25 protein-coding genes and 1 riboswitch are annotated in these 22,432 nt (G+C 71.5%); of the genes, 10 read left to right on the forward strand and 15 right to left on the reverse strand.

The features are described from left to right. Nucleotides 1-30: 30 nt before the first annotated feature. The 7 genes from Q1V88_RS09585 to Q1V88_RS09615 all read right to left on the reverse strand — a co-directional run bounded on the left by Q1V88_RS09585 (nt 31) and on the right by Q1V88_RS09615 (nt 6,688). The gene (locus tag Q1V88_RS09585; RefSeq protein WP_300680813.1) at nt 31-762 is read right to left on the reverse strand and encodes a type II secretion system F family protein; all 732 of its coding nucleotides are present in this window, start codon (nt 760-762) and stop codon (nt 31-33) included. Continuing rightward, complete coding sequence (locus Q1V88_RS09590; RefSeq protein WP_300680815.1) at nt 759-1,520, reverse strand: type II secretion system F family protein; 762 nt, start codon at nt 1,518-1,520, stop codon at nt 759-761. The genes Q1V88_RS09585 and Q1V88_RS09590 overlap by 4 nt, the downstream gene beginning before the upstream one ends. Nucleotides 1,521-1,522: 2 nt before the next feature. After that, nucleotides 1,523-2,662: a TadA family conjugal transfer-associated ATPase gene (locus tag Q1V88_RS09595; protein WP_300680817.1), complete on the reverse strand. Its 1,140-nt coding sequence runs from the start codon at nt 2,660-2,662 to the stop codon at nt 1,523-1,525. Further along, nucleotides 2,659-3,723, reverse strand: a complete 1,065-nt coding sequence (gene ssd / locus Q1V88_RS09600; RefSeq protein ID WP_300680819.1) for a septum site-determining protein Ssd — start codon at nt 3,721-3,723, stop codon at nt 2,659-2,661. Before ssd ends, Q1V88_RS09595 begins: the two co-directional genes overlap by 4 nt. Nucleotides 3,724-3,865: 142 nt before the next feature. After that, entirely contained in the window at nt 3,866-4,684 is an 819-nt protein-coding gene (locus Q1V88_RS09605; RefSeq protein WP_300680821.1) for an ABC transporter ATP-binding protein, read from the reverse strand. Next, nucleotides 4,681-5,706, reverse strand: a complete 1,026-nt coding sequence (locus Q1V88_RS09610; protein ID WP_300680824.1) for an iron chelate uptake ABC transporter family permease subunit — start codon at nt 5,704-5,706, stop codon at nt 4,681-4,683. Before Q1V88_RS09610 ends, Q1V88_RS09605 begins: the two co-directional genes overlap by 4 nt. Nucleotide 5,707: 1 nt before the next feature. After that, on the reverse strand, nt 5,708-6,688 hold the full coding sequence (locus Q1V88_RS09615; RefSeq protein ID WP_300680825.1) for an ABC transporter substrate-binding protein: 981 nt from the start codon (nt 6,686-6,688) through the stop codon (nt 5,708-5,710). 113 nt (nt 6,689-6,801) lie between these two features. Further along, nucleotides 6,802-6,947: riboswitch (cobalamin riboswitch) on the reverse strand. 54 nt (nt 6,948-7,001) lie between these two features. Here Q1V88_RS09615 and Q1V88_RS09620 point away from each other — a divergent pair. Next, nucleotides 7,002-7,814: an HAD family hydrolase gene (locus Q1V88_RS09620; RefSeq protein ID WP_300680827.1), complete on the forward strand. Its 813-nt coding sequence runs from the start codon at nt 7,002-7,004 to the stop codon at nt 7,812-7,814. Between the two features lie 290 nt (nt 7,815-8,104). On the opposite strand, the gene Q1V88_RS09625 is transcribed toward Q1V88_RS09620, so the two are convergent. Then, a complete protein-coding gene (locus Q1V88_RS09625; protein WP_300680829.1) occupies nt 8,105-8,860 on the reverse strand; it encodes a hypothetical protein in 756 nt (251 codons plus the stop codon). 8 nt (nt 8,861-8,868) lie between these two features. Further along, nucleotides 8,869-9,054, reverse strand: a complete 186-nt coding sequence (locus Q1V88_RS09630) for a hypothetical protein (RefSeq protein WP_300680831.1) — start codon at nt 9,052-9,054, stop codon at nt 8,869-8,871. Nucleotides 9,055-9,265: 211 nt separating this feature from the next. Here Q1V88_RS09630 and Q1V88_RS09635 point away from each other — a divergent pair, with 211 nt between their 5' ends. From Q1V88_RS09635 to Q1V88_RS09645, 3 genes are read left to right on the forward strand one after another with little or no spacing between them, the layout of a single operon-like run. Beyond that, nucleotides 9,266-9,709: an Rrf2 family transcriptional regulator gene (locus tag Q1V88_RS09635; RefSeq protein ID WP_300680833.1), complete on the forward strand. Its 444-nt coding sequence runs from the start codon at nt 9,266-9,268 to the stop codon at nt 9,707-9,709. Nucleotides 9,710-9,762: 53 nt separating this feature from the next. Continuing rightward, nucleotides 9,763-10,983 carry a globin domain-containing protein gene (locus tag Q1V88_RS09640; RefSeq protein WP_300680835.1) on the forward strand — a complete coding sequence of 407 codons (1,221 nt, stop codon included), beginning with the start codon at nt 9,763-9,765 and terminating at the stop codon, nt 10,981-10,983. Further along, nucleotides 10,980-11,414: a hypothetical protein gene (locus tag Q1V88_RS09645; RefSeq protein WP_300680836.1), complete on the forward strand. Its 435-nt coding sequence runs from the start codon at nt 10,980-10,982 to the stop codon at nt 11,412-11,414. Before Q1V88_RS09640 ends, Q1V88_RS09645 begins: the two co-directional genes overlap by 4 nt. Here Q1V88_RS09645 and Q1V88_RS09650 read toward each other — a convergent pair. After that, nucleotides 11,407-12,129 (reverse strand): oxidoreductase, encoded by a 723-nt coding sequence (locus Q1V88_RS09650; protein WP_300680837.1) that lies wholly within the window; start codon nt 12,127-12,129, stop codon nt 11,407-11,409. The two genes, Q1V88_RS09645 and Q1V88_RS09650, sit on opposite strands and share 8 nt — an antisense overlap. A gap of 35 nt (nt 12,130-12,164) precedes the next feature. Here Q1V88_RS09650 and Q1V88_RS09655 point away from each other — a divergent pair, with 35 nt between their 5' ends. Further along, the gene (locus Q1V88_RS09655) at nt 12,165-13,076 is read left to right on the forward strand and encodes a class I SAM-dependent methyltransferase (protein WP_300680839.1); all 912 of its coding nucleotides are present in this window, start codon (nt 12,165-12,167) and stop codon (nt 13,074-13,076) included. Here the strand turns inward: Q1V88_RS09655 and Q1V88_RS09660 are convergent. The 3 genes from Q1V88_RS09660 to Q1V88_RS09670 form a co-directional block, all read right to left on the reverse strand. Then, nucleotides 13,022-14,260: an MFS transporter gene (locus Q1V88_RS09660; protein ID WP_300680842.1), complete on the reverse strand. Its 1,239-nt coding sequence runs from the start codon at nt 14,258-14,260 to the stop codon at nt 13,022-13,024. The two genes, Q1V88_RS09655 and Q1V88_RS09660, sit on opposite strands and share 55 nt — an antisense overlap. A gap of 155 nt (nt 14,261-14,415) precedes the next feature. Continuing rightward, nucleotides 14,416-15,702 (reverse strand): HipA domain-containing protein, encoded by a 1,287-nt coding sequence (locus Q1V88_RS09665; protein ID WP_300680844.1) that lies wholly within the window; start codon nt 15,700-15,702, stop codon nt 14,416-14,418. Further along, nucleotides 15,702-16,001, reverse strand: coding sequence for a helix-turn-helix domain-containing protein (locus tag Q1V88_RS09670; protein WP_300680846.1), 300 nt, complete (start codon nt 15,999-16,001; stop codon nt 15,702-15,704). Before Q1V88_RS09670 ends, Q1V88_RS09665 begins: the two co-directional genes overlap by 1 nt. A gap of 143 nt (nt 16,002-16,144) precedes the next feature. Here Q1V88_RS09670 and Q1V88_RS09675 point away from each other — a divergent pair, with 143 nt between their 5' ends. Next, on the forward strand, nt 16,145-17,089 hold the full coding sequence (locus Q1V88_RS09675; RefSeq protein ID WP_300680848.1) for a 2-hydroxyacid dehydrogenase: 945 nt from the start codon (nt 16,145-16,147) through the stop codon (nt 17,087-17,089). Nucleotides 17,090-17,129: 40 nt separating this feature from the next. On the opposite strand, the gene Q1V88_RS09680 is transcribed toward Q1V88_RS09675, so the two are convergent. Both Q1V88_RS09680 and Q1V88_RS09685 read right to left on the reverse strand, forming a co-directional pair. Next, the gene (locus tag Q1V88_RS09680) at nt 17,130-17,672 is read right to left on the reverse strand and encodes a hypothetical protein (RefSeq protein WP_300680850.1); all 543 of its coding nucleotides are present in this window, start codon (nt 17,670-17,672) and stop codon (nt 17,130-17,132) included. After that, nucleotides 17,665-18,324 carry a CDP-alcohol phosphatidyltransferase family protein gene (locus Q1V88_RS09685; RefSeq protein ID WP_300680852.1) on the reverse strand — a complete coding sequence of 220 codons (660 nt, stop codon included), beginning with the start codon at nt 18,322-18,324 and terminating at the stop codon, nt 17,665-17,667. Before Q1V88_RS09685 ends, Q1V88_RS09680 begins: the two co-directional genes overlap by 8 nt. A gap of 91 nt (nt 18,325-18,415) precedes the next feature. Between Q1V88_RS09685 and Q1V88_RS09690 the strand changes: the two genes are divergently transcribed. From Q1V88_RS09690 to Q1V88_RS09705, 4 genes are read left to right on the forward strand one after another with little or no spacing between them, the layout of a single operon-like run. Then, entirely contained in the window at nt 18,416-19,534 is a 1,119-nt protein-coding gene (locus tag Q1V88_RS09690) for a histidine kinase (protein WP_300680854.1), read from the forward strand. Then, nucleotides 19,531-20,322: a LytTR family DNA-binding domain-containing protein gene (locus Q1V88_RS09695; protein ID WP_300680856.1), complete on the forward strand. Its 792-nt coding sequence runs from the start codon at nt 19,531-19,533 to the stop codon at nt 20,320-20,322. The genes Q1V88_RS09690 and Q1V88_RS09695 overlap by 4 nt, the downstream gene beginning before the upstream one ends. Further along, on the forward strand, nt 20,319-20,726 hold the full coding sequence (locus Q1V88_RS09700) for a hypothetical protein (RefSeq protein WP_300680858.1): 408 nt from the start codon (nt 20,319-20,321) through the stop codon (nt 20,724-20,726). Before Q1V88_RS09695 ends, Q1V88_RS09700 begins: the two co-directional genes overlap by 4 nt. Then, entirely contained in the window at nt 20,723-22,237 is a 1,515-nt protein-coding gene (locus Q1V88_RS09705) for a cation acetate symporter (protein WP_300680859.1), read from the forward strand. Before Q1V88_RS09700 ends, Q1V88_RS09705 begins: the two co-directional genes overlap by 4 nt. The last annotated feature ends 195 nt before the right edge of the window (nt 22,238-22,432 follow it).

Here is a 22,432-nt window from a genome sequence, read left to right on the forward strand (position 1 = left end):
CTTCCCCGGCGACCCGATGCCGCCGGAAGCTCATAGGCCGAGCGACCCCACCAGGCCACCGACGACCGGCACGATCCCGACCAGCAGGAAGGCCGGCAGCAGGCAGACCCCGAGCGGGACGGCGGCCTTCACCCCTACCTGGCGCGCCCGGTCCTCGACCGCCGCGCGCTGCTCGCGCCCCACCTCCACAGCAAGGCGGTCGATCACCGACACCACCGAGGCACCTGACTCCCCCGCCCGCGCCAACGTCCTTCCCAGGGGCTCGAGCCCCGGCACCGCGGCGACCCCTGCCCACAACCGGTCGGGATCGACGCCGAGCCGGTGCGGTGCGATCAGGCGCCCGAGCTCCTCGGCAGCAGGCCCCGGCAGCGCCGCGGTCGCGGTGACCAGGGCGCTCACCGGGTCCACCCCGGCCCGCAGCCCGATCGCCACCAGGTGCACCAGGACCGGGAGATCGCGGCCGACCGCCTCACGGCGACGCCGGGCCGACTCCGGCTCGGCACGCCCGATCATCCGCCAGCAGATCGCGGTGCAGCCGACCGCAGCGACCATCCCCACCGTGCCACCGAGCAGCACCCAGGCTCCTGCCCCGACCGCCGGGGCGAGCAGCCACCGGTAGCGCCGCAGCCACCACTCCTGCGGCCCCGACACCGCCTCGGCTCCCGCCGCAGCACGCCCCACCCCCGTCCGCCCCAGCTCACCGACCCGCGGCAGGAGGGAGGCGGCAGCGGCGACGCAGGCGACCACCAGCACCTGACTCATCGCAGACTCACCGCCCGGGCGATCGCGTCGATCCACCACACCCCCACCAGGCCGAGGAGCACCCCGGCGGCACCGCACCCGAGCCCGATCGGGGTCTCCAGCAGGAACCGCCACGGGTCGCCGCCGACCCCGGAGCCCATCGCCAGCGCGGCCAGAGGCAGGAACGCCACCAGCCGCGCGGTCGCCCGCGCCGAGGCCAGCTCACCGTCGATGACGCGCTGGGCCCGGAACCCCTCACGAAGCTCGAGGGCTACCCCGTCGAGGGCTGCGGCGACCGGTCCTCCGCTGGCATGGGCGACCTGCCAGGCCGCCGCGACCACCCGCAGCCGCTCGGCACCCGGCGTGGTCGTGGCCAAGCCCCGCATCACCTCCGGCACGTCCATGCCGACCCGCGCGGCCTCGGCGACCGGGGCGAGCACCGGCCAGGCCTGGGCTGCGCGCGCCAACGCGACACCGGGCGCCAGCCCGGCCGACAGCTCGGAGGCGACCTGCTCGCAGACCTCGACCAGACGCTGCGAGGTGGCAGCAGCAGCCCGGTCGCGGCGTCGACGCACCACCAACGCGATCACGGCAGGCAGGCCGCATCCGAGTCCGACCAGCAGCACCGCCAGATGGGGCTGCGCCCAGGCCAGCGCCACCGCCACCCCGAGCAGACCCACCGCGCCGAGCCCGCCCCGGGGCTGCGGCACCGCGAACCCGCCCGGAACGATCAGGACGACAGCCCCGCCGCACGCGACGGCAGCGGTCAGCACAGGCACCGTCACAACGCACCTCGCCCCAGTCGCCGGGCCAGTGTCGGAGCACCGGGGCCGAGCACGGCGGCTCCGTCGCACCAGGTCACCGCCGAGGCCATCGTCACCAGACCGTCGGCTCCCCGATGCGGTACGGCGATCTCGACCACCGTCCGGCTGTCGCGGGCCACATGGAGGACGACGTCCAGCCCCGCCGCGATCTGGCTGTGCACCGCCGCGCGTCCCAGCCCCGCCGCCAGCGCGAGCGCCTCGATCCGGGCAGGGACGTCTCCGGCAGAGTTGGCGTGCACCGTGCCGCAGCCGCCCTCGTGACCGGTGTTGAGCGAGGCGAGCAGCTCGACCACCTCAGCACCACGCACCTCCCCGACGACCAGGCGATCGGGCCGCATCCGCAGCGCCTGGCGGACCAGCTCCCGCATCGCGACCAGCCCGACGCCCTCGACGTTGGCGGGGCGCCCCTCCAGCCCGACCACATGGGGATGGCGTGGCTCCAGCTCGCGCGCGTCCTCGACGATCACGATCCGCTCGTGTGCAGGCACCTCCCCGAGCAGACCGGCGAGCAGCGTGGTCTTGCCCGACCCGGTGCCGCCGCTGACCAGGAACGCCAGCCGCCGGCGTACGACGTCACGCACCAGCCCCAGCAGAGGCACCGGCACACTCTCGGCCAGGTCCAGGGTGCGCGCGGCAGGGATCCGGAGCGAGATCAGGGTGCCGGGACGGGCGACCGGCGCCAGCACCGCGTGGAACCGGGTGCCGTCGGCCAACCGGACGTCGACGTAGGGCGAGGCGTCGTCGAGGCGGCGCCCCGCTCCCGCGGCCAGACGCTGTGCCAGCCGGCGCACGGCACCGTCGTCGGGGAAGGTGACCCCGGCGGGCTCCAGCCCTGCGCCGCGATCGACGCAGACCTGGGTCGCGCCGTTGACCACGACATCGGTGACGCCCGGCTCGCGCAGCAGCGGTTCGAGCGGCCCGGCCCCGACGACGGACCGCCGCAGCTCCTCGTAGACCGCCAGCACCGACGCGTCGCCGACCGGCCGACCCGCCGCGCGGAGCGCTGTGGCGACCCGGTGCGGGGTGAGGTCGCCCGGGCTGGTGGCCAGCCAGGCACGGGCCTGACCGACGAGGTCGTCGAAGGCCTCGGCGCTCATCGGGACACCGCCGCCAGGGTCGCGCGGGCTACCCGGGCGAGCGGGTCGCGCGCGGAACGGACCGGGCCGTACCCGAGGTCGATCGACTCGGAGATCCGCCGCGAGCGCGGCAACAGCCCGACCACCGGGATCCCGAGGGCCGACTCGACCAGCACCGGATCGCTCCGCCCGGCGCGGAGCACGGCACAGGCGCGGGTGGCGTCGGGCAGGAGGCGGACCACTCGGCCGGCCGAGGCGACGCCGGTGACGGAGCCGTCGGCGACCACCACGACCGACTCGCAGCGCGGCACGATCTCGTCCCACAGGGTCGTGCCCGGCCGGGGCAGGTCGAGCACGACGCACTCGTGACCCCGCCGAAGCGCCGCCAGCACCTCGCGCACCACCGACGGCGCGGGCAGCTCGACCTCACGGCCGACGGTCAGCACCGCCAGCCCGTCGGCCGCCGGGAGCGCCTCCCGCAGCGACCGACCGTTGAGCCGACCACGGCTGGAGCCGAGCTCGGCCCAGCCGACTCCAGAGGTCTCCTCCAGCCCGAGCACCCGGTCGACGCCCGGGCCCAGGGCCTCCAGCTCGACGACGACCGCCGGGGCCTCGGCGACCTGCCCGAGCGCGCACGCCAAGGTCGTCGCACCGACCCCGCCGGAGCCTCCGACGACCCCGATCACCAGCCCGCGCAGGCCGCCCGCCTCGCCCAGGTCGCCGAGCAGGGCGGCCAGTGCCGGCTCGGCGTCGGGAAGCTCGACCACCTGCTCGGCCCCGAGCAGCAGGGCCGAGCGCAGCACGCTGTCGGCCTGTCCTGCCGGGGCCAGCACCCAGACGCCCGAGCGCCGCTCCGGTGCCAGGGTCGCCAGCGACGCGGCTCTGTCACAGCCGATCAGCACCACCCCGGCACCGGCCCAGGCCTGGTAGGCGGCCCCGATCTCATCGACCGCCACCACCGCCACCCCGGCCGCGGCGCCGAGCCGGACCACGACGTCACGGAGCCAGTCGTCGGCGGTGACCAGCAGGGCCACCGGGGCCTGGTCGAGGGACGTGGGGTCGGCGCGCCGGGAGGAGAACATGGGGCGACCCTGCCCCGCTCACGGGCGCTGCGGGGGCGCCTGCCCCGCGGCTGGGGAGGACGCCTCACCCCCGGTCAGTCAGTGCACGCTTCCGGGTCCTCCGTGCGACGGATGGGACGGATGAGACCCGCTCCCCCCAGACTCACGCCTCCCGAGCGCCCCGGTCCCGAGCACCCCAGTCCCGAGCGCCCCGATCCCGCACCCGCCGCTCCCACCGCACATGCGGCCGCCCATCCTGCGGATGAGGCTCGATGCTCACCTCCACCCCGAACACCTCCCGCACCAGCTCCGGGGTGAGGACGTCGGCCACCGGCCCGTGCGCGACCACGCGCCCGTGGGCCAGCACGACGAGCTCCTCGCAGAACGCCGCGGCCGAGTCGAGGTCGTGCAGCGAGGCGACGCTGGTGATCGGGAGGTGGGCGACACGGTCGAGGAAGTCGAGCTGGTGCCGCAGGTCGAGGTGGTTGGTCGGCTCGTCCAGGAGCAGCACCTCGGGCTCCTGGGCCAGCGCCCGGGCGAGGTGGACCCGCTGGCGCTCCCCGCCGGAGAGCGTGTGCCAGCGCCGTGAGGCCAGGTCACCGACGTCGGAGATCGCCATCGCGGCCTCGATCACCGGCCGATCGGCGGCCACCGCGCCCCAGCGTCCTCGATGCGGGATCCGGCCCAACGCCACCACGTCGGCGGCGGTGAGCTCGAGGTCGGTGGCGGCCTGCTGCTCGACCAACGCGATCGTGCGGGACCGTTCGCGGGCCGAGAGCCGGCCCAGCTCCACGCCGTCGAGCGTGACCAAGCCGCCGGTCGGACGTCGCAGCCCGGCCAGCACCTGGAGCAGCGAGGACTTGCCCGAGCCGTTCGGCCCGAGCAGCCCGGTCAGCACCCCCGGCGTGATCGTCAGGTCCACCTCGGACAGCACCGGCACCGCGCCGATCTGCCAGGAGACCTCGCGCGCCCTCAGGCTCATCGCGCCGCCTCCCGTCGCAGCAGCCAGGCGAAGAACGGAGCGCCCAGCAGCCCGGTGACGACACCGACGGGGATCTCCTGTCCGTCGATCACGGAGCGGGCGACGGTGTCGGCCACGACCAGCACGATCGCACCCACGATCGCGCACAGCGGCAGCAGCCGCCGGTGGCGCGGACCGGTGATGAAGCGCACGACGTGCGGGACGACGAGTCCGACGAAGCCGATCGCGCCGACGTACGCCACCAGCACGGCCGCGACCAGCGCGGTCCCCGCCATCACCAGCCAGCGCACCTTCTCGACCTCGATCCCCAGCGAGCGTGCCGACGTCTCACCGAACGCGAACGCGTCGAGGTGGGGCGCCAGGGGCAGCACGGCGACGGTGGTCGCGACGACGACGGCGAGGACGACCAGGGTGGAGTGCCACCGCATCCCGGCGACGGAGCCGAGCGTCCAGTTCAGCACCCGCCGCGCGCCGTCGGAGTCCGAGTTCGCGATCACGATGAAGGAGGTGTACGCCGTGCAGACCTGCGCCACGGCGACTCCGGCCAGGATCGTGCGGGCAGGCGGCAGCACACCGCCGCGCCCGCGGGCCAGGACCAGCACCACCGCCAGTGCGGCGAGGGCGCCGAGGAACGCCGCCGCCCCGACCGCTGCGGTGCCGACCACGCCGGCGAAGCCGACCCCGAGCACGATCACGGTGACGGCGCCGACGGCGGCACCGCTGGAGACGCCGAGCAGGAACGGGTCGGCCAGGTCGTTGCGGGTCAGGGACTGCAGGACGGCACCGCACAGCGCCAGGCCGGCGCCCACGGCGGCGGCACTGATCACCCGTGGCAGGCGCAGCTGCCACACGATCTGGTCCTCGAACAGGCTGACGCCGTGCTCGCCCAGGCCGAGGCGGCGGGCGACCACCGCGATCACCCGGTCGACGGGGACGGAGACGTCACCGACCGCGACGGCCACCGCCGCCACCACCGCGAGGATGAGGAGCGCGATGACGGGGACGGTGAACCGTCGTGTCATCTCAGCGCAGCTTCGCGATCTGCTCGGCCACCGAGGAGGCCCCGTCGACCAGCCGAACGCCGGCGGTGGACTCCGAGAACGGCAGGGTGACGAACTTCCTCTCCTTGACCGCAGTCAGCTTCTTGAGCGCCGGATCCTTCTCCAGGTAGGCGATCTTGTCGGCCGCGGAGTCCCAGCTCGCGTCGGCGAGCACGATCACGTCGGGGTCGGCGGCGATCACCTTCTCCCAGGTGCCGTCGCCCCAGGCGCCGTCGAGGTCGGCGAAGACGTTGGTGGCACCGACCGCGTTGAGGATCAGCTGCGGGCCACCGGCGTTGCCGCCCACGAACGGCGTCTTGGTGCCGGAGTCGTACCAGAGCACGCTCAGCCCCTTGCCGGCCGCGGCGGCCGAGATGGTGTCGAGCTCGGTCTGCTGCTCGGTGCGCAGCTCCTGGCCTCGCTGCGGTACGCCGAACGCGGTCGCGACCGCGTCGATCTCGTCCCAGACCGCGTCGAAGGTCGTCGCGGGGCGCTCGGCCTTGTTCTCGCAGCCGAAGGGCGAGAGGTAGGAGCCGATCTTCTGACTGGCGAGCTCGGCCTGGGTGCCGGCGACCTTGGCATTGAAGGCGCTGGCGTAGGAGGCGTACACGAAGTCGGGCTGGGTGGCCAGCAGTGCCTCGTGCGAGGGGTACTCCTGGGCCAGGACCTTCACCGAGTCGTAGGCGGCCTTCCACTTCTGCGGCACGGCGTCGTCGAGGTACGCCGTCCCCGCGAGCTGGTCCTGCACGCCGAGCGCGAGCGCGACCTCGGTCGCACCCTGGTTGAGGGTGACGGCGTGCTCGGGCTTGGCCGTGATGGTGGAGGTGACCCCACAGCTGGTGACCGTCACGGGGTAACCCGACGAGGCGGCAGTGGTGGTGTCGGAGCTCGGGGCTCCGGTGCCGCAGCCGGCAAGGAGTGTCGTGGCGAGCAGGCCGACGGCGTACAGCGGGCGGTTTCTCATGGTGCGTCCTTCGCGTTGAGATCCGCTGACGCCAGGCGCACCCCTGCCCCGGGGCGACGACCTTGCTGCACCACACCCAGGCCGTCGAGGGCCTCGGCTGTGCTCGCGACAGCGGATCGAGGTCAGCCACCGTCAGGCATTCCGACTCGTCGAGTGACCTCGACCTACGGTTGCGCGTCAGCGCCGGACTTCGACCGGCTTCCCCTGAGCGGTGGCGGGATGTGTTCAGTTGTGCGGCATCGACAGATCCGCAGGCGGAACGTATCAGGGCTTCCACCCCACACCGGCCTGCGGACCCCCGTACGATGAGGATGTGGGAACCACCCCGAAGGAAGCAGCGTTCTTCGACCTCGACAAGACGATCATCGCGAAGTCGAGCACTCTGGCGTTCTCGCGTCCGTTCCAGGCCGGCGGCCTGTTGAGCCGCAAGACGCTGCTGCGCAGTGCCTACACGCAGTTCATGTACGTCCTCGGCGGTGCCGACCACGACAAGATGGAGGAGCTGCGCCAGTTCATGAGCGAGCTGGTCGCGGGCTGGGACGTCGCCACGGTCAAGGAGATCGTCGCCGAGACCCTGCACAACGTCGTGGACCCGCTGGTCTACGACGAGGCGGTCGGCCTGATCGAGGAGCACCACGCCGCCGGACGCGACGTGATCATCGTGAGCGCCTCGGGCACCGAGGTGGTCGAGCCGATCGGCGCGATGCTCGGCGCCGACCACGTCATCGCCACCCAGGTGGGGATCGATGAGGAGGGGCGCTACACCGGCGAGATCACCTTCTACGCGTACGCCGAGAACAAGGCGTCGGCGATCCGCGAGCTGGCCGAGGTCGCGGGCTACGACCTGGAGTCGTCGTACGCCTATTCGGACTCGATCACGGACGTGCCGATGCTGGAGGCGGTCGGACACCCGTTCGTGGTGAACCCCGACAAGGAGCTGCGTCGCACCGCCACCGAGCGGGAATGGCCGATCCTGGTCTTCACCAAGCCGATCGCGCTGCGTTCCTCGATCTCGCTGCCGCCGGCCAAGCCGACCCTGGCAGCCCTGGCCGTGGGTGGCGTCGTCGTCGCTGGCGGGGTGCTGTGGGCCAACGTGCGCAACGCCCGTCGTCGCCGTAGCGCCTGACCTCAACCCTCCCACCATCCTCCCGAGACAGGCGAAGATCAACCCTTGTTCTGGGCTGGTTTGAGGCGTAGACAGGGACCAGAAGCACAACACAACAAGGCCACACGCCCGGGGCACCCACGCGGTGATCTTTCCTTCTTTGAGGACGCTGAATCGATGCGGACAGATAACCCGCCGGCAGCAATAGGACAAGTGCACGCTTGGTCACTTTTGGGCGAGTGAATGGAGGCGGCACCCGGTTCCCCTGAGCCGGGTGCCGCCGACCCTTGTCCAGACACCGCAAGTCGCTCCTAGAAGCGCGTCAGGCGGTCCCACCGTTCGGCCACTGGGCCAGACGGTGGCTCATGGACGACGTAGTCCATCTCCCGCAACACTCGCATCGCCTCGGCGGGCGCATCCCGCACGGCTGCACCAATTTGGTGACGCCGCCAACGCGCACGGCCGGCGTCGAGCACGTCCTGCGCATCGGGCGCCGTGGCCACAGCGAACTCGCTAATGAGCATCTGAAGGATGTCCTCCACGCAGGGCCGCATTCGTGGCCCACCGACCGGGAAGTGCACGTTCGACAATCGCGGCGGTGCGGTCTTCGATCCACCAGTGACCGCCTTGGCCCGGGAGGCGGGCTTCCCCCTGTCAGCACGAAGCATCGCAAACAAGAACTCATCACGATGCGCGTGGATCTGCAGATGAGCGCTCGGAAAGGCTGACTGCATACCCTCGACGAACTCGTAACGGAACAACGGCGTCGCGTCACCGGCGGGCCGGACATGAATGTCCGCCTTTGCCACCTTCAGGTACTTGGACTGGTGGTCCCATACACAGTGGTAGTTACAAATGAGCGTCAGAGCATGCATACCAGCGATCTGCAAACAGATGTCGACACTATCCACGGGGTGCACCAGCAGTCGCTGGGTTGCGCCACTCCTCCGTGGAGACGTCTCGGCGACGAATTCGGGCATCGACTCCCCGAACACACCCCGGAATGTCGTCGTCAACTCACTGGCGAACGCCTCTGCATACTCCGTGAGCGTGGCGGAATTAGTCATCCTCCTGCTTAGTCGTTCTCGCCCAACAGATACCCGATCTCTTCCAGGCGCCGAAGGAGTCGAGACTCATCGGGCGTCAGGCTGAAGGACAGGGCACGCACGCGAAGCTCGCCTTCGGTAAACGGCGAGGCCTTCAGCAGAGCTGACCTCTCCGCCTCCAAGGCACTCACGGTCGGCTCCAGCACCACAGTCATCACAAGCTCCTTCCGTCGGTTCGTTCATCCTCGTACAGAATGCACGCTCCCGCCGACATTTTCGGGCGTCGAGAAGTGCCAAGGCCCTGCACTGTCAACAGGACGGCGTCACGACTCCGACGGCGCGGCCCAACGCCCACGCCTTCCACGTGTCGCACGTCACTCCGCTTTAATTCGCAATTCAGATACGAGTTACGGCTACGCTCGCCTCATGCAGCTCAACGGGTTCACCGATCTCGGCCTGCGACTGGTAATGCGACTGGCGGTCCTCGACGCCGCCGAGACCGCCACCACCCGCGACCTGGCCCGTCAGCTCAACGTCAGCTACACCCACGCCACCAAGGTCGTGACCTCCCTGGAGAACCTCCAGGTGATCGAGACCAGGCGCGGTCGCGGCGGCGGCATCCGGCTCACCGAGGCCGGACGAGGCGTCTCCGTCGGTGACCTGGTCAGGGCCCTGGAGGGCCCCGACGAGGTCGTCGAGTGCGAGGGCGCCAACCCGTGCCCACTGCGCGAGGCCTGCCGCCTGCGCGGCGCCCTGGCCCGCGCCCAGGCCGCCTTCCTGGCCGTGCTCGACCCGCTGACCGTCGCCGACATGGCGGCACCCCCGACCCAACAGGTCCTGCTCTCGCTCACCACGCGTCCGCAGGCCTGAAGAAAACGGCTCACACCCGCGTAGCCGTCACCTCGCACCAGACAGGAATGACCATGAACAACGGCACCCCCTCGGCGCGGCTCTCGGCCACCGCTGCCCCTGTCATCGCCGCCACCCTGCCCGTCGTCGGCGCCGCCATCGACGAGATCACCCCGCTCTTCTACCGGCGGCTCTTCACCGCCCACCCCGAGCTGGAGCGCGACCTGTTCAACCGCGGCAACCAGGCGCTGGGGACCCAGCAGCGTGCCCTGGCCGCCTCGATCGCGGCGTACGCCACGCTCCTGCTCAACGAGGACGGCCCCGAGCCGATCGCCGTGCTGAGCCGGATCGCGCACAAGCACGCCTCCCTCGGCGTGCTGGCCGAGCACTACCCGATCGTGCACGAGCACCTCTTCGCCGCGATCGTCGACGTCCTCGGCGAGGCCGTCACCCCCGAGGTCGCCGCCGCCTGGGACGAGGTCTACTGGCACATGGCCAACAGCCTGATCACCCTGGAGAAGGGCCTGTACGCCGGTGCCGGCGTCGCCCCGGGCCAGGTCTGGCGCGACGTCGTGGTGAGCGACCGCGCCCAGCTCACTCCGAGCACCGTCTCCTTCACCCTGACCGCCGCCGACGGCGAGCCCCTGCCTGCGGGGCAGCCCGGGCAGTACATCTCCGTTGGCGTCCGCCTGCCCGACGGCGCCCGCCAGATCCGGCAGTACAGCCTCACCGACACCACCACCTCCGGCGCCTGGACGATCGCGGTCAAGGCGATCGATGAGGGCCAGCCCGGCGAGGTCTCGACGTTCCTGCACACCGACGTCTTCGAGGGCGACACCGTGACCGCGTCGCTGCCCTTCGGCGACGCCACCCTGATCGAGGGCACCACCCCCGTCGTGCTGGTCTCGGCCGGCGTCGGCCTGACCCCGATGGTGAGCCACCTGCGCCACCTGCGCGCGGCCGGGTCCGAGCGCGAGGTGCTGGTCATCCACGCCGACCGCGGGGCCCAGCACCACGCCCACCGCAGCGAGGTCAAGGAGCTCGTCGCCGGGCTGCCCGGCGCTCGCCTGGAGCGGTTCTACGAGGTGCTCGGCACCCAGCCCGAGACCTCCGACGTGCACCTCGGCCGGATCGACCTCCGCTCGGTAACGCTGCCGGCCGACGCCGACGTCTACCTGTGCGGCCCGGCGCCGTTCATGGCCTCGACGATCAGCCAGCTGGGCGCTCGCGGCGTCGACGCCACCCGGATCCACCTGGAGGTCTTCGGACCCGGTCTTGAGGTCGTGCCGGCGTGAGCCACGGGGCCGCCGCAGTGGTCGCCGCCACGGCGTGGCTCTGGCTCGGGATGGTGCTGGCCATCTCGTTCCTGGAGGCGCCGTTGAAGTTCAGGGCACCGGGGGTCGATCTGCCGATCGGTCTCGGGATCGGACGGCTGGTGTTCCGGGCGCTCAACGCCGTCGAGTGCCTGTTCGCCGTCGTCGTGGCCCTGGCGGTGCTGCTCGGCGGCCCCACCTCCGGGGTCACCCTGGCCGCCGTGGCCGCGATCGTGGTGCTGGGCGTCCAGCTGGTCGGCGTACGGCCGGCGCTGGGTCGGCGTTCGGACGCGGTCCTGGCCGGTCTGACCGGACCCGAGACCCCGCGCTCGACCGCTCACTGGTGGTACGTCGGCCTGGAGCTGCTCAAGGTGGCGGCGCTGATCGCCCTGGGAACCGCCGCGCTCAGCTGAGCCGCGCCACCGGGGACGCCTCGGCGCCCTTGGCGTAGGCCTCGGCGGCGTACAGCAGCCACGCATGGACGCCGGGCTGGGTCGCCGACGCGAAGCCCTGCAGGTTGGACTCGTACTCGGCGCGCAGCGTCAGGTGCCCCGCCTCGGGGACGGTCAGGGACTTCTCGTCGACACCGCGCGCGACCAGGACCAGGCGCTCGGCGGCGCGGGCCACGATCCCGTTGTGCGAGCCGAACGGCGCCAGGGTGGCCAGCTCGGCGTGCACCACCGCGGCGACCACCAGGGCGGGCGCGGTGGTGGGGGCGAGCAGCAGCCCGGAGATGAACTGCAGCCGCTCGGCGGTCTTCGCCGAGCGCGGGCGGCCCAGCTCGGCGTGGGTGAGGGTGCCCAGGGCCGCGACCGCGTGCAGCCGGGCGAAGGCCTGCAACGGCGACTGTCGCAGCACGGGCACCAGTCCCAGCACCTCGGTCGAGACCCGCACCGCGTCGCGGGCAATCGCGTCGCCGCCGTCGGCGCGGACCTCCTCCAGCGTCGACGCGGACCCTTCGAGGACAGCCGAGGCGTGCGCGCCGCGCAGCAGCGACTCGGCCGTCTGCTCGGGGGTGGTCTTGCGCAGGCCCCGGTCGCGCAGCATCACATCGATGCCATCACGGGTGGCGGCGTACGCCGACGCCACTCCTTCCAAGGACACGAGTCGCGCCAACGGATCAGTCACGGGTCACAAGGCTAACGGCGACTAATCTGAACCCTATGGCTGCACAGGCTGATCCGGCCCCCTCCGCACTCTCCTTCGGCACAGTGGCCGATGCCTATGACCGCGGCCGGCCGAGCTACCCCGACCAGGCGGTCTCGTGGCTGATCGGCACTCCGGGCACCACGTTCGTCTCCGTCCTCGAGCTCGGCGCCGGCACCGGCAAGCTCACCCGCTCCCTGGTCGAGCAGCGCTACCACGTCTTCGCCACCGACCCCGACGACGCGATGCTGGACGTGCTGGCCACCCACCTGCCCGACATCCGCGCCACCCGCGCCTCGGCCGAGCAGCTCCCGGTGCCCGACCAGAGCGTCGACGTGGTCGTCGCCGCCCAGGCGTTCCACTGGTTCGACCTGGACAAGGCGCTGCCCGAGATGGCTCGCGTGATCAAGCCCGAGGGCCACCTGGCGCTGGTCTGGAACATCCCCGACCAGTCCATCCCGTGGGTGCGCAAGCTCTGCGCGATCATGTCGCCCACCCGCCGTGACGTCGACCCGACCGAGGTGCTGGTCGAGTCGGGCTACTTCGCCCCCGTCGAGCACGCAGCGTTCACGTTCTGGCAGGAGGTGGACCGCGACACCGTCGTCGACCTGGCCCTGAGCCGTTCGGAGCAGATCGGGCTCAGCGACGCCGAGCGGGCCGAGATCCGTGCCAAGGTCGAGGCGCTGTACGACGACTACGGCCGCGGCACCGGCGGCATGCGGATCCCCTACGTCTGCCACGCCTGGCGCGCCCGGGTGACCGCGAAGCAGCCGAAGACCCCGGCGCCGCCGGTCGCACCGACCACCCTGCTCAACAGCAGCCACGAGTCGATCAGCACCGACACCGCGGTCGCGCTACCGCGGGTGCTGGACAGCTACGGTCGCGACGAGCCGGGCACCGACGAGGTCAAGCTCTTCACCTGGCACTGACGGCTCCACAGCCACACGCCCAGCACCGTCACGCCGACGATCACGCCGCCCAGCGACGCCACCCGGTAGCCCTGGAACGCGTCGGCGGAGTCGATCAGGGCCCCGGTCGCGGCCGAGCCGATGGTGACGCCGATGGAGAGCGCCACCGAGGGCCACGCCATCGCCTCGGTACGGCGATGGGGCTCGGCGTGCAGCTGGATGTACCCCATCGCCGAGATCAGCAGCGGTGCCGTGGTGAGCCCGGCCACCAGGCCGAGCAGCGGCATCCAGCGGGCGTCGGAGGCCAGCAGGAGCACCTGCAGCATCACCGCGAACGCCAGTCCGGTCACGATCAGGCGCCGCATGGGGCTCCACGACGACAGCAGCGGACCGGCAGCCAGGCCACCGATCACCGAGCCGCCCGCGAACGCCGCGATGATCACGCCGGAGAGCCACGACATCGACGCGTCCTCCGCAGCGGCCACCGAGGACAGGTCCACCGAGGCGAAGAGCAGGCCGAGGCCGGCGTACGCCAGCAGCATCGGTGCCACCCCGGTCGGCAGCAGGCGGCGGAGACGCTGCTCGGTGGCGGCGACGGGCGCCAGCGGCACGAATGCGCGCTCGGCGCTGTCCCACAGCACCAGGCCGCCGAGCACCGCGGCGACGACGGCGACCGTCATCGCGATCCCGCCACCGAACGCCGCGGCGATCATCGCCGCCAGGGCCGGGCCGAGCACGAAGGAGAGCTCGTCGAGGATCGACTCCAGCGCCAGCGCGGTGTGCTTGTCCTCCTCGGTGGTCAGGATCGCCGCCCACCGGCTCCGCATCAGGGTGCCGAAGTCGAGCGAGGTCGCGCCGGCGGCGAAGCTGCCCAGCGCCCAGGTCCACACCGGGGCGTCGAGCTCGACCACCAGCAGCAGTCCGACCAGGCTGACCACCCCGGCGACCAGGGCGATCGGGATGACCGCCCGCTGGCCGTGACGGTCCACGCCCCGGGACCAGGCCGGCCCACCGAGACCGACCCCGATCACGGAGGCGGCGGCGATCAGGCCGGCGGTGCCGTAGCTGCCCGCACGGTCGGCGATCAGCAGCATCAGCGCCAGGTTGGTCATCGACCGGTGCATCCGGCCGATCAGTCCAGCCGCGACCAGGGCACGACGACGAGGCCCGTCGAGCAGACGGGCATAGGAACCCACAAACGACATCGAGGTCCACTTCCTGGCCTCAACCCGAAGTCGGCTCTAGCCGTCCGTGGCTCGGGGAGACACCCCGATCGTACGACGACCCTGACCGATTTCCACGATGCTCAGCGTCCGCTCAGGGCCCCAGGGCCCCGATCGGGATGACGTGCACGCCGTCCTCAGGCGAGCCGGTGCACCACGCGACGACAGAACGAGTCGATCCGGCCTGGCCCCGAACTGGTCCTGCGCCACAACGTCGCGCCGACCTCGCCGCCGAGGTCGGTCAGCATGGCCTCACGCATCGCCTCGGGGATGCGCGCCGCCAGGTCCCGGACGCGCCCCAGTCGCTCATCGACATCGAGGCCGAACTCCTCCGCATGACGAACGAAGTGCTTCTCGTAGGCCTCGCCGAAGTTCGCCACACCCCCGATCCGGAAGGCGGAGCGCACCGGAGCGTCGTTCTTGTCGTAGGGCAGCCCGGTCGCCAGGTCGTAGAGCGGTGCCAGCCGGGCCCGGGTCCCGCCATAGAGCAGGGCGAAGTTCTTGGAGTGAGCGTCGGGACTGTTCGACAGGTAGTTGAACAGGAGCGCGTCGGAGAAACGAACGACGTCGGCCTCGCGGGTGTGCCTCCGGACGATCGAGGCCAGCGCCGCCGCACTCGGCCCGCGATCGCGCTCGTACTTGCGTCCCGGCATGACCCCGGCGGCCATGCACAGGTCGACCTGATGGAGCCGGAGAATGCGGTCGGCCGGGGTGAGACGAACCCGGTCGAAGCGCTCGATGACGACGGCTTCCTGGCCCTCGAAGTCGGCGTACTCGATGCTCGTGGTCCGCAGACCCAGCCGGGCCGCAGCACGGGTAGTCGCGAACTCGACGGCAGCCTGGGAGGTCATGCCCGTGATGCCCGGCTTGATGATGTGGGTGCTCGGCGCGGTGCCGAGCGGCTCGTACCAGGAGCCGTCGACGCCCTGGGCGAGGGTGAACTTCCCCTGGGCCCCAGCCAAGGACCACTGTTCACGAGGTTGCGTCCAACCCGACTCGCCGCCGGGGGCGCGGAGGGCCTTCAGCCGCACGGCGATGTCGCCGCGGCTGACCGGGATCAGGTCTCCGGCGCCCTCGACGAGGAGATGGCGCTCCTCGGGCCTGGCGAACTGGATCGCACCGGCACAGTCGAGACCCATGTGGGCGAGGAGATCGAACGGGGTCTCGTCGGTGGCGAACTGCCCGGCCCAGCGTCGGCGTACCGCTTCGTTGTCGGGAAGCAGCCCAGCGAGGAGGGGCTCCACAGCGGCATGGCCATAGGTCCTCGACGAGACCGGTAGATGCGGGGAGACCACCAGATGGGAGGGGGTGCCGTCGAGGTAGGTGAAGGAGAGCTCGCCCGCTCGGCTGCGGCGGACTTCGCCGACCTCGACACCGTCCATCGCCACCACGAGTACACCGGTGAGGCTCAGCCGACTCGCCATCAGTCGTCGTCTCCGAAGATCGTGGCGAGCGCTTGATCGGCACGTTCCTGGCGGGCACTGACCTGGACAGGACGAACGACCAGCTCGAGACCCAGGGCAGCGAGCACCCGCAAGGCGTTCTGCGGGTCGGCCCGTTGGTGACCCCGCTCGAACGCGACGATCCAGGCGCGGCTGACGCCGCTGCGGAGGGCGAGGTCCGCCTGCGTGATACCCAGGCGCCGCCGTTGTCCGAGCGCCGCATAGCCGACCCGCTCCCAGGCTGAGACGGGCCACTCATCTGAGCCGACCGAAGGCTCCATGTCGTCAGGCTATCCCGACATTTCTGAAATGTCATGGATCCATGACTTCTGCCAAAAGTCAGGGATCCATGACACTCGCAGGTGAGGAGCACCCCACGGACACCCCCTGGCGCCCCCTCCGTCCCCTGCGCCACAGTGGTTCAGTGCCTGACTTCCCCGTCGCTCCGTCCGACCGCCTCGCCTGGGTCCCGTTCAGCCTCGACGAGCTGGAGGCCGTCGGGCCGCTGCCGCAGGGGCTGCGGATCCAGAGCGTCGACTACGACGCCGGGATGCCGGACCACGCCGAGGAGGTCACGTTGCTGGTGGCGCCGTACACGTTCGACCCCAGCTTCTATGAGCTGCTCGGTCGGCTGCCCCGTCTGGAGACGGTCCAGGTGCAGTGGGCCGGGATCGACCAGATCGTCGACCATGTCCCGGCCGGGGTGAGGCTGTGCAACGGCCGCGGGATCCACAACACCGCGACCGCGGAGCTGGCCGTGACCCTGACGCTGGCGAGCCTGCGCAACATCCCCGGCTACACCCGACTCCAGGACCAGGGGATCTGGGACCGGCAGTGGCTGCCGGGTCTGGCCGACAAGCGTGTCGTGATCGTCGGCGCCGGGGCGATCGGCGCCGCGATCCGCACCCGTATCGAGGCCTTCGAGGCCGAGCCGGTGATGGTCGCCCGCACCGCCCGCACCACCGAGGCGGGCCACGTCCACGGCATCGACGAGCTCCCGGCACTGCTGCCCGAGGCCGACGTCGTGATCCTGATCCTGCCGGCCACCCCGGAGTCGACCGAGCTCTTCGACGCCGAGATGATCGCCCGGATGAAGCCCGGCGCCCTGCTGGTCAACGTCGCCCGCGGCGCGATCGTCGACACCGACGCCCTGGTCACCGCCTGCGCGCAGGGCCGGATCAGCGCCGCGATCGACGTGGTCGACCCCGAGCCCCTGCCCGCCGACCACCCGCTGTGGAGGACGCCCGGCGTGCTGATCACACCGCACATCGGCGGTACGTCGGCCGCGATGCGGCCCCGGGCGCTACGGCTCGTGCACCAGCAGCTGTGGCGTTACGCGAACGGCGAGGAGCTGCTCAACATCTCGTGACGCCCGGCGGTCAGTGCTGCCCAGTGGCGGTCGGTGCTGCTCAGTGGTGCAACGCCAGCGCAGCCGGCACCGCGATCACCAGCAGCCGCAGCCAGCGGCCGGTGAAGCACGTGATCACGAAGGGCACGATCTTCATCTCCGAGATACCGGCCGCAGCAGCGGTGATCAGCAGCGGCGGGATGCCGACCGAGCCGGAGACGAAGACGACCGCGGGGCCCTGCCACGGGTGGGCCAGCGACTCCATCATCAGAGAGCGCAGCCAGGCGATCCGGCCCTTCCAGGTCATCTGACGCCAGGTCAGATGCTGGGCCTCGTCCTCCTCCAGCGTCTCCTCGGCCTCCTCCAGGGCGGCCTCGGCCTTCTTCTTGACCGCCGCCTTCCGGCCGGTGCGGACGCCGTAGAAGATCGTGATCTTCCCCAGGGTCTGGCCCACCGCCAGCGCGGCGGTGACCGCGATCGCGCCGTGCACGGAGGTGGCGGCACCCCCGGCGAGCGCGATCGCCTCGACGTTGATCAGAGGGATCAGCGCCGAGGCGTAGCCCACCCCGAGTGCGATCAGGCAGGCACCGAGAAGCTCAGGCACGCGCCGTTTCCGTCAACGGGAGCAGCCCGGCGCCATGAACGGCTGCGCGGGCCGACTCGAGCTCGGTGATCAGGGCGTAGACCCTGAACGAGGAGACCACCTTGACCGCCAGCTGGGCTACCGCGACCAGGGAGACCACCCAGACCGGCAGGCCCCACTGGTCCGAGGCCAGCAGCAGCAGGATCAGCAGCGTGGTGTTGGCGGTCTTGGCCGGCACCGACCAGTTCCACCGGTAGACCGTGCGGTCGACCAAGTAGAAGTGGTTCGGGCTGACCAGCGGCCAGAGCAGGAACGACAGCGTGAGCACGAGGTCGATCACCATGAACTGGACGAAGTAGATCCCCAGCGGCCACGCGAACTCGTGGTGCATCGCCAGCAGGCCGACGAGCAGCAGCGACGAGTTGGCCCTGTCGCACAGGATGTCGAAGACGGCACCGAAGCGAGTCTCCTGCTTGAGGATCCGGGCGGCGTTGCCGTCAGCGGAGTCGCCGACCCAGTAGACGCCGTACGCGATCGCCAGCATCGGGACCGAGACCTGCACGATCGCGACGACTCCGAGCACGATGGCCGCGACGGTGCGGATCAGGGTGATCAGGTTTGCCCAGGTACGCCACTGCACCCGCTGGTCTGCCAAGCCGATGGGAGCCGTCATGGGTCCAGACTCTCGCGTTTACACCCCCGAGACACAACCCGCACCGCCGTTCGGGCTGTGTCGTGGTCGGGGCTCGTCCTACGCTGAGCCAGTGCGGCGCAAGAGACGACACCTCGGATCCGAGGCCGACCACGCCACCTTCCGCACCCTGCACACCGCCTCCCTGGCCGCCCCGGCACTGCGCGAGGGGCTCTCGGTGACCAGCGCCGAGAAGGCGATCAAGCACCTCCACGACCTGCTCGGCACCCCGGCGCTGGCGCTCACCGACACCACTCGGCTGCTGGCCTGGGACGGCGACGCCCAGCACCACGGCCGTCAGGCCGCCGACCTGGCGGCGGTCGCGATCGAGAAGGGCACCGCCCTCGTCTTCGACCGCCGCGACCTGAGCTGCACCGAGCCGAGCTGCGAGGTCCGTGCGGCGATCGTGACACCGTTGGTGGTCGAGGATCGGGTGCTCGGCACCCTCCAGGTGTACGCCGACACCGCCAGCGCCGGACTGGCGCGCGCCACCGACGAGGTCGCCAACTGGGTCTCGGGCCAGCTCGAGCTCGGCGAGCTGGACGCCTCCCGCCGCCGCCTGATGGAGGCCGAGGTACGGGCGCTGCGGGCCCAGATCAGTCCGCACTTCGTCTACAACAGCCTGACCGCGATCGCCTCGTTCGTCAGGACCGACCCGGGTCGCGCCCGCGACCTGCTGCTCGACTTCGCCGACTACACCCGACACTCGTTCCGCCGCCTCGGCGACTACACCACGATCGCCGAGGAGCTGGATTCGATCCGGCGCTACCTGGTGCTGGAGCAGGCCCGGTTCGGCGACCGGCTCCAGGTCGAGCTGCAGATCGCTCCCGAGACCCTGCCGATCACGATCCCGGTGCTCTCCCTGCAGCCGCTGGTGGAGAACGCCGTCCGGCACGGCCTCGCGGCGGCCCCTGACGGCGGCACCGTGGTGATCTCGGCCCGCGACGGGGCCGCCGGGGACCGCGACGCGATCGTCACCATCGAGGACGACGGCGTCGGCGAGGACCCCGAGCGGATCCGGGCGGTCCTGGCCGGGGACACCTCCCTGGACTCGGTCGGCCTGTTCAACGTCGACGAGAGGCTGCGTTCCACCTTCGGCGACGACTACGGTCTTGTCGTGGAGACAGCCCCGGGCGCCGGCACCAAGGTGACGGTGCGGGTGCCCAAGTTCGCCAGCGGAGTGAGGCCATGACCGTCCAGCCCCCGCCGACCGGCCTGGTCGCGCTCGTCGTCGACGACGAGGAGCCCAACCTCGCCGAGCTCTCCTGGCTGCTGGGCCGCGACGAGCGGATCGGCACCGTGCTGACCGCCTCGTCGGGCACCGCTGCCCTGGAGACGCTGCGCACCCGCGAGGTCGACGCGGTCTTCCTCGACATCGCCATGCCGGGCCTGTCCGGACTCGACCTGGCCGCCGTGCTGGGCCGGTTCAAGGAGCCGCCCGCGATCGTCTTCGTCACCGCCCACACCGAGCACGCCGTCGACGCCTTCGAGCTGCACGCCGTGGACTACCTGCTCAAGCCCGTCCGCGAGGAGCGCCTGCGTGAGGCCGTACGCCGTCTCGCCGACGCGTCCGCGACACCGACCGCCGAACCGAGCACCGACGACGCCATCGCCGTCGAGCTCGGCGGCGTGACCCGGCTGGTGCAACGCTCCGAGGTGCTCTGGGTCGAGGCCCAGGGCGACTACTCCCGACTCCACACCGCGACCGGGTCGCACCTGGTCCGGATGCCGATCAGCCAGCTGGAGGAACGCTGGCGCGAGGCCGGCTTCCTCCGGATCCACCGCTCGGTGCTGATGCCGCTGGGCCGTGCCGACGAGATCATCGAGGCCGAGGGGCGCCTGACGGTACGGATCGGGCCGCACACCCTGCCGGTCAGCCGACGCCACACCCCTGCGGTGCGCGAGCAGCTGCGCCGGACCCGGACGCCGGGTGCCTCGGGCGGCACGAACGCCTCAGGCGGCACGGGCGGACCGTCGTGAACCCCGATCCGCCACCGCGGGTCAGGGTCACCGCACCGGTCTCGGCCCGGAGACGACGTACGACGGTGGTCTCCGAGCTCGACGCCGAGTCACCGATCGGCGAGGTGTACCTGCGCTCCCTGATGCGCAGCCAGTTCCGGCTGGCCCTGGGCGTCACCGTCGCGCTGGGGCTCACGGTCGGGCTGCTGCCGCTCCTCTTCGTCCTGGTCCCGGCGCTGCGCACCGGCGACGTCGGCGGCGTGCGGGTGGCGTGGGTGCTGATCGGGGTGGCCTGCTACCCGGTGCTGATCGCCCTGGCGGTGGGCTACGTGCGCCGGGCCGAGCGCAACGAGCAGGACTTCCACGACCTGGTGCTGCCCACCGACCTCTCCGACACCGCCGGACCGGAGGCGGGCGGCCGGTGAGCACGGGTGCCACCCTGGCCGTCATCGCCGTCGGCGCGGTGGTGGTGCTGACCCTCGCCGTCGGGGTCTTCGGGCTGCGGGTCTCGCGCACCACCAGTGACTTCTACGTCGCCTCGCGCACCGTCACCCCGGTGGTCAACGCGGCGGCGATCAGTGGCGAGTACCTGTCGGCGGCCAGCTTCCTCGGCGTCGCCGGACTGATCCTGGCCCGCGGTGCCGACATGCTCTGGTACCCGGTCGGCTGGACGGCCGGCTACCTGATCCTGCTGCTCTTCGTGGCAGCGCCGCTGCGCCGGTCGCGGGCCTACACGCTGCCCGACTTCGCCGAGTTCCGGCTCGAGTCGGCGGTGGTGCGTGGGGTGGCCAGCGGCCTGGTCGTGATCATCGCCGCGCTCTATCTGATCCCCCAGTTCCGCGGCGCCGGACTGACCCTGCACCTGGTCACCGGCGCCCCCGAGTGGGTCGGCTCGACCCTGGTCGCGGTGGTCGTCGTGGTCGGCGTCGCGGCCGGCGGGATGCGCTCGATCACCCTCGGTCAGGCGGTGCAGTACTGGGTGAAGCTGGCCGCGCTGCTGATCCCGCTGGCCTTCCTCGCGATCAGCGCGCGTGGCGGGTCGGCAGGGGTGTGGCGCCATCTCGACGCCACCGCGGACGCCGCCTGGCTGGAGCCGCTGCAGGGCCCGTACGCGCTCTACCTGACCTACTCCCTGATCCTCGCCACCTTCCTCGGCACGATGGGGCTGCCCCACGTCGTGGTGCGGTTCTACACCAACCGCGACGGAGCCGCCGCCCGCCGTACGACGGTCAACGTGGTGATCCTGCTCAGCGTCTTCTACCTGCTCCCGCCGGCGTACGGCGTCCTGGGGCGGCACCTGATCGGGACCTCGACCTCACCCGACGCCAGCCTGCTCTCCATGCCCGGGGCGGCGTTCGGCGGGACGCTCGCCGACGTCCTGACCGCGGTGCTGGCCGCTGGCGCGTTCGCCGCGTTCCTGTCCACCTCCTCGGGGCTGGTGCTCTCCCTGGCCGGGGTGCTGAGCCAGGACGTGGTCGGGCGCCGACTGCCGCCGGTGGCGTCCTTCCGGGTGGCGGCGATCGGCGGCGCCCTGATCACCCTGGCCCTGACCTGGCTGAGCACCGGACTGGCCGTCGCCCACGCCGTCGAGCTCGCCTTCGCGGTCTCGGCCTCGACGTTCTGTCCGCTGCTGCTGCTCGGGATCTGGTGGCGGGGCCTGACCGCCGCCGGAGCGGTCGCCGGACTCCTGGTCGGCGGTGCGACGTCCGGGGTGGCGGTGGTCTGCGCGATGGCCGGCTACACCCCCGCCGGTCTGGGCGGGGCGCTGCTGGCCCAGCCGGCGATGGTCACCGTCCCGCTCGCGTTCGCGGTCATGATCGCGGTCTCGGTGGCGACCTCGGCGACGGTCCCGGCGCACGTGCTGCGGACCATGATCCGGCTGCACGCGCCGGAGTCCGTCGCGGTCGACCGCAGCGGGTTCCGCACCCGGGCCTGACCTCCCCGGTGATCAGGAGATCCCGAGGCACCGCTTCGAGCAAGACTTGTCACGCGGATAACAAGATCTCAACCACCTGCTGCCCGGTTGCCGAGACAGCGAGAGAAACAGCGCCTCAACCCGGAAGGTTGGCTGCGCATCTGCCACTCAGCGCAGCAAGGAAGCTCCCATGCGGACGGTCGTTTTCCAAGTCCT

This window comes from Nocardioides sp. (assembly GCF_030150155.1).
Classification (GTDB): Bacteria; Actinomycetota; Actinomycetes; order Propionibacteriales; family Nocardioidaceae; genus Nocardioides.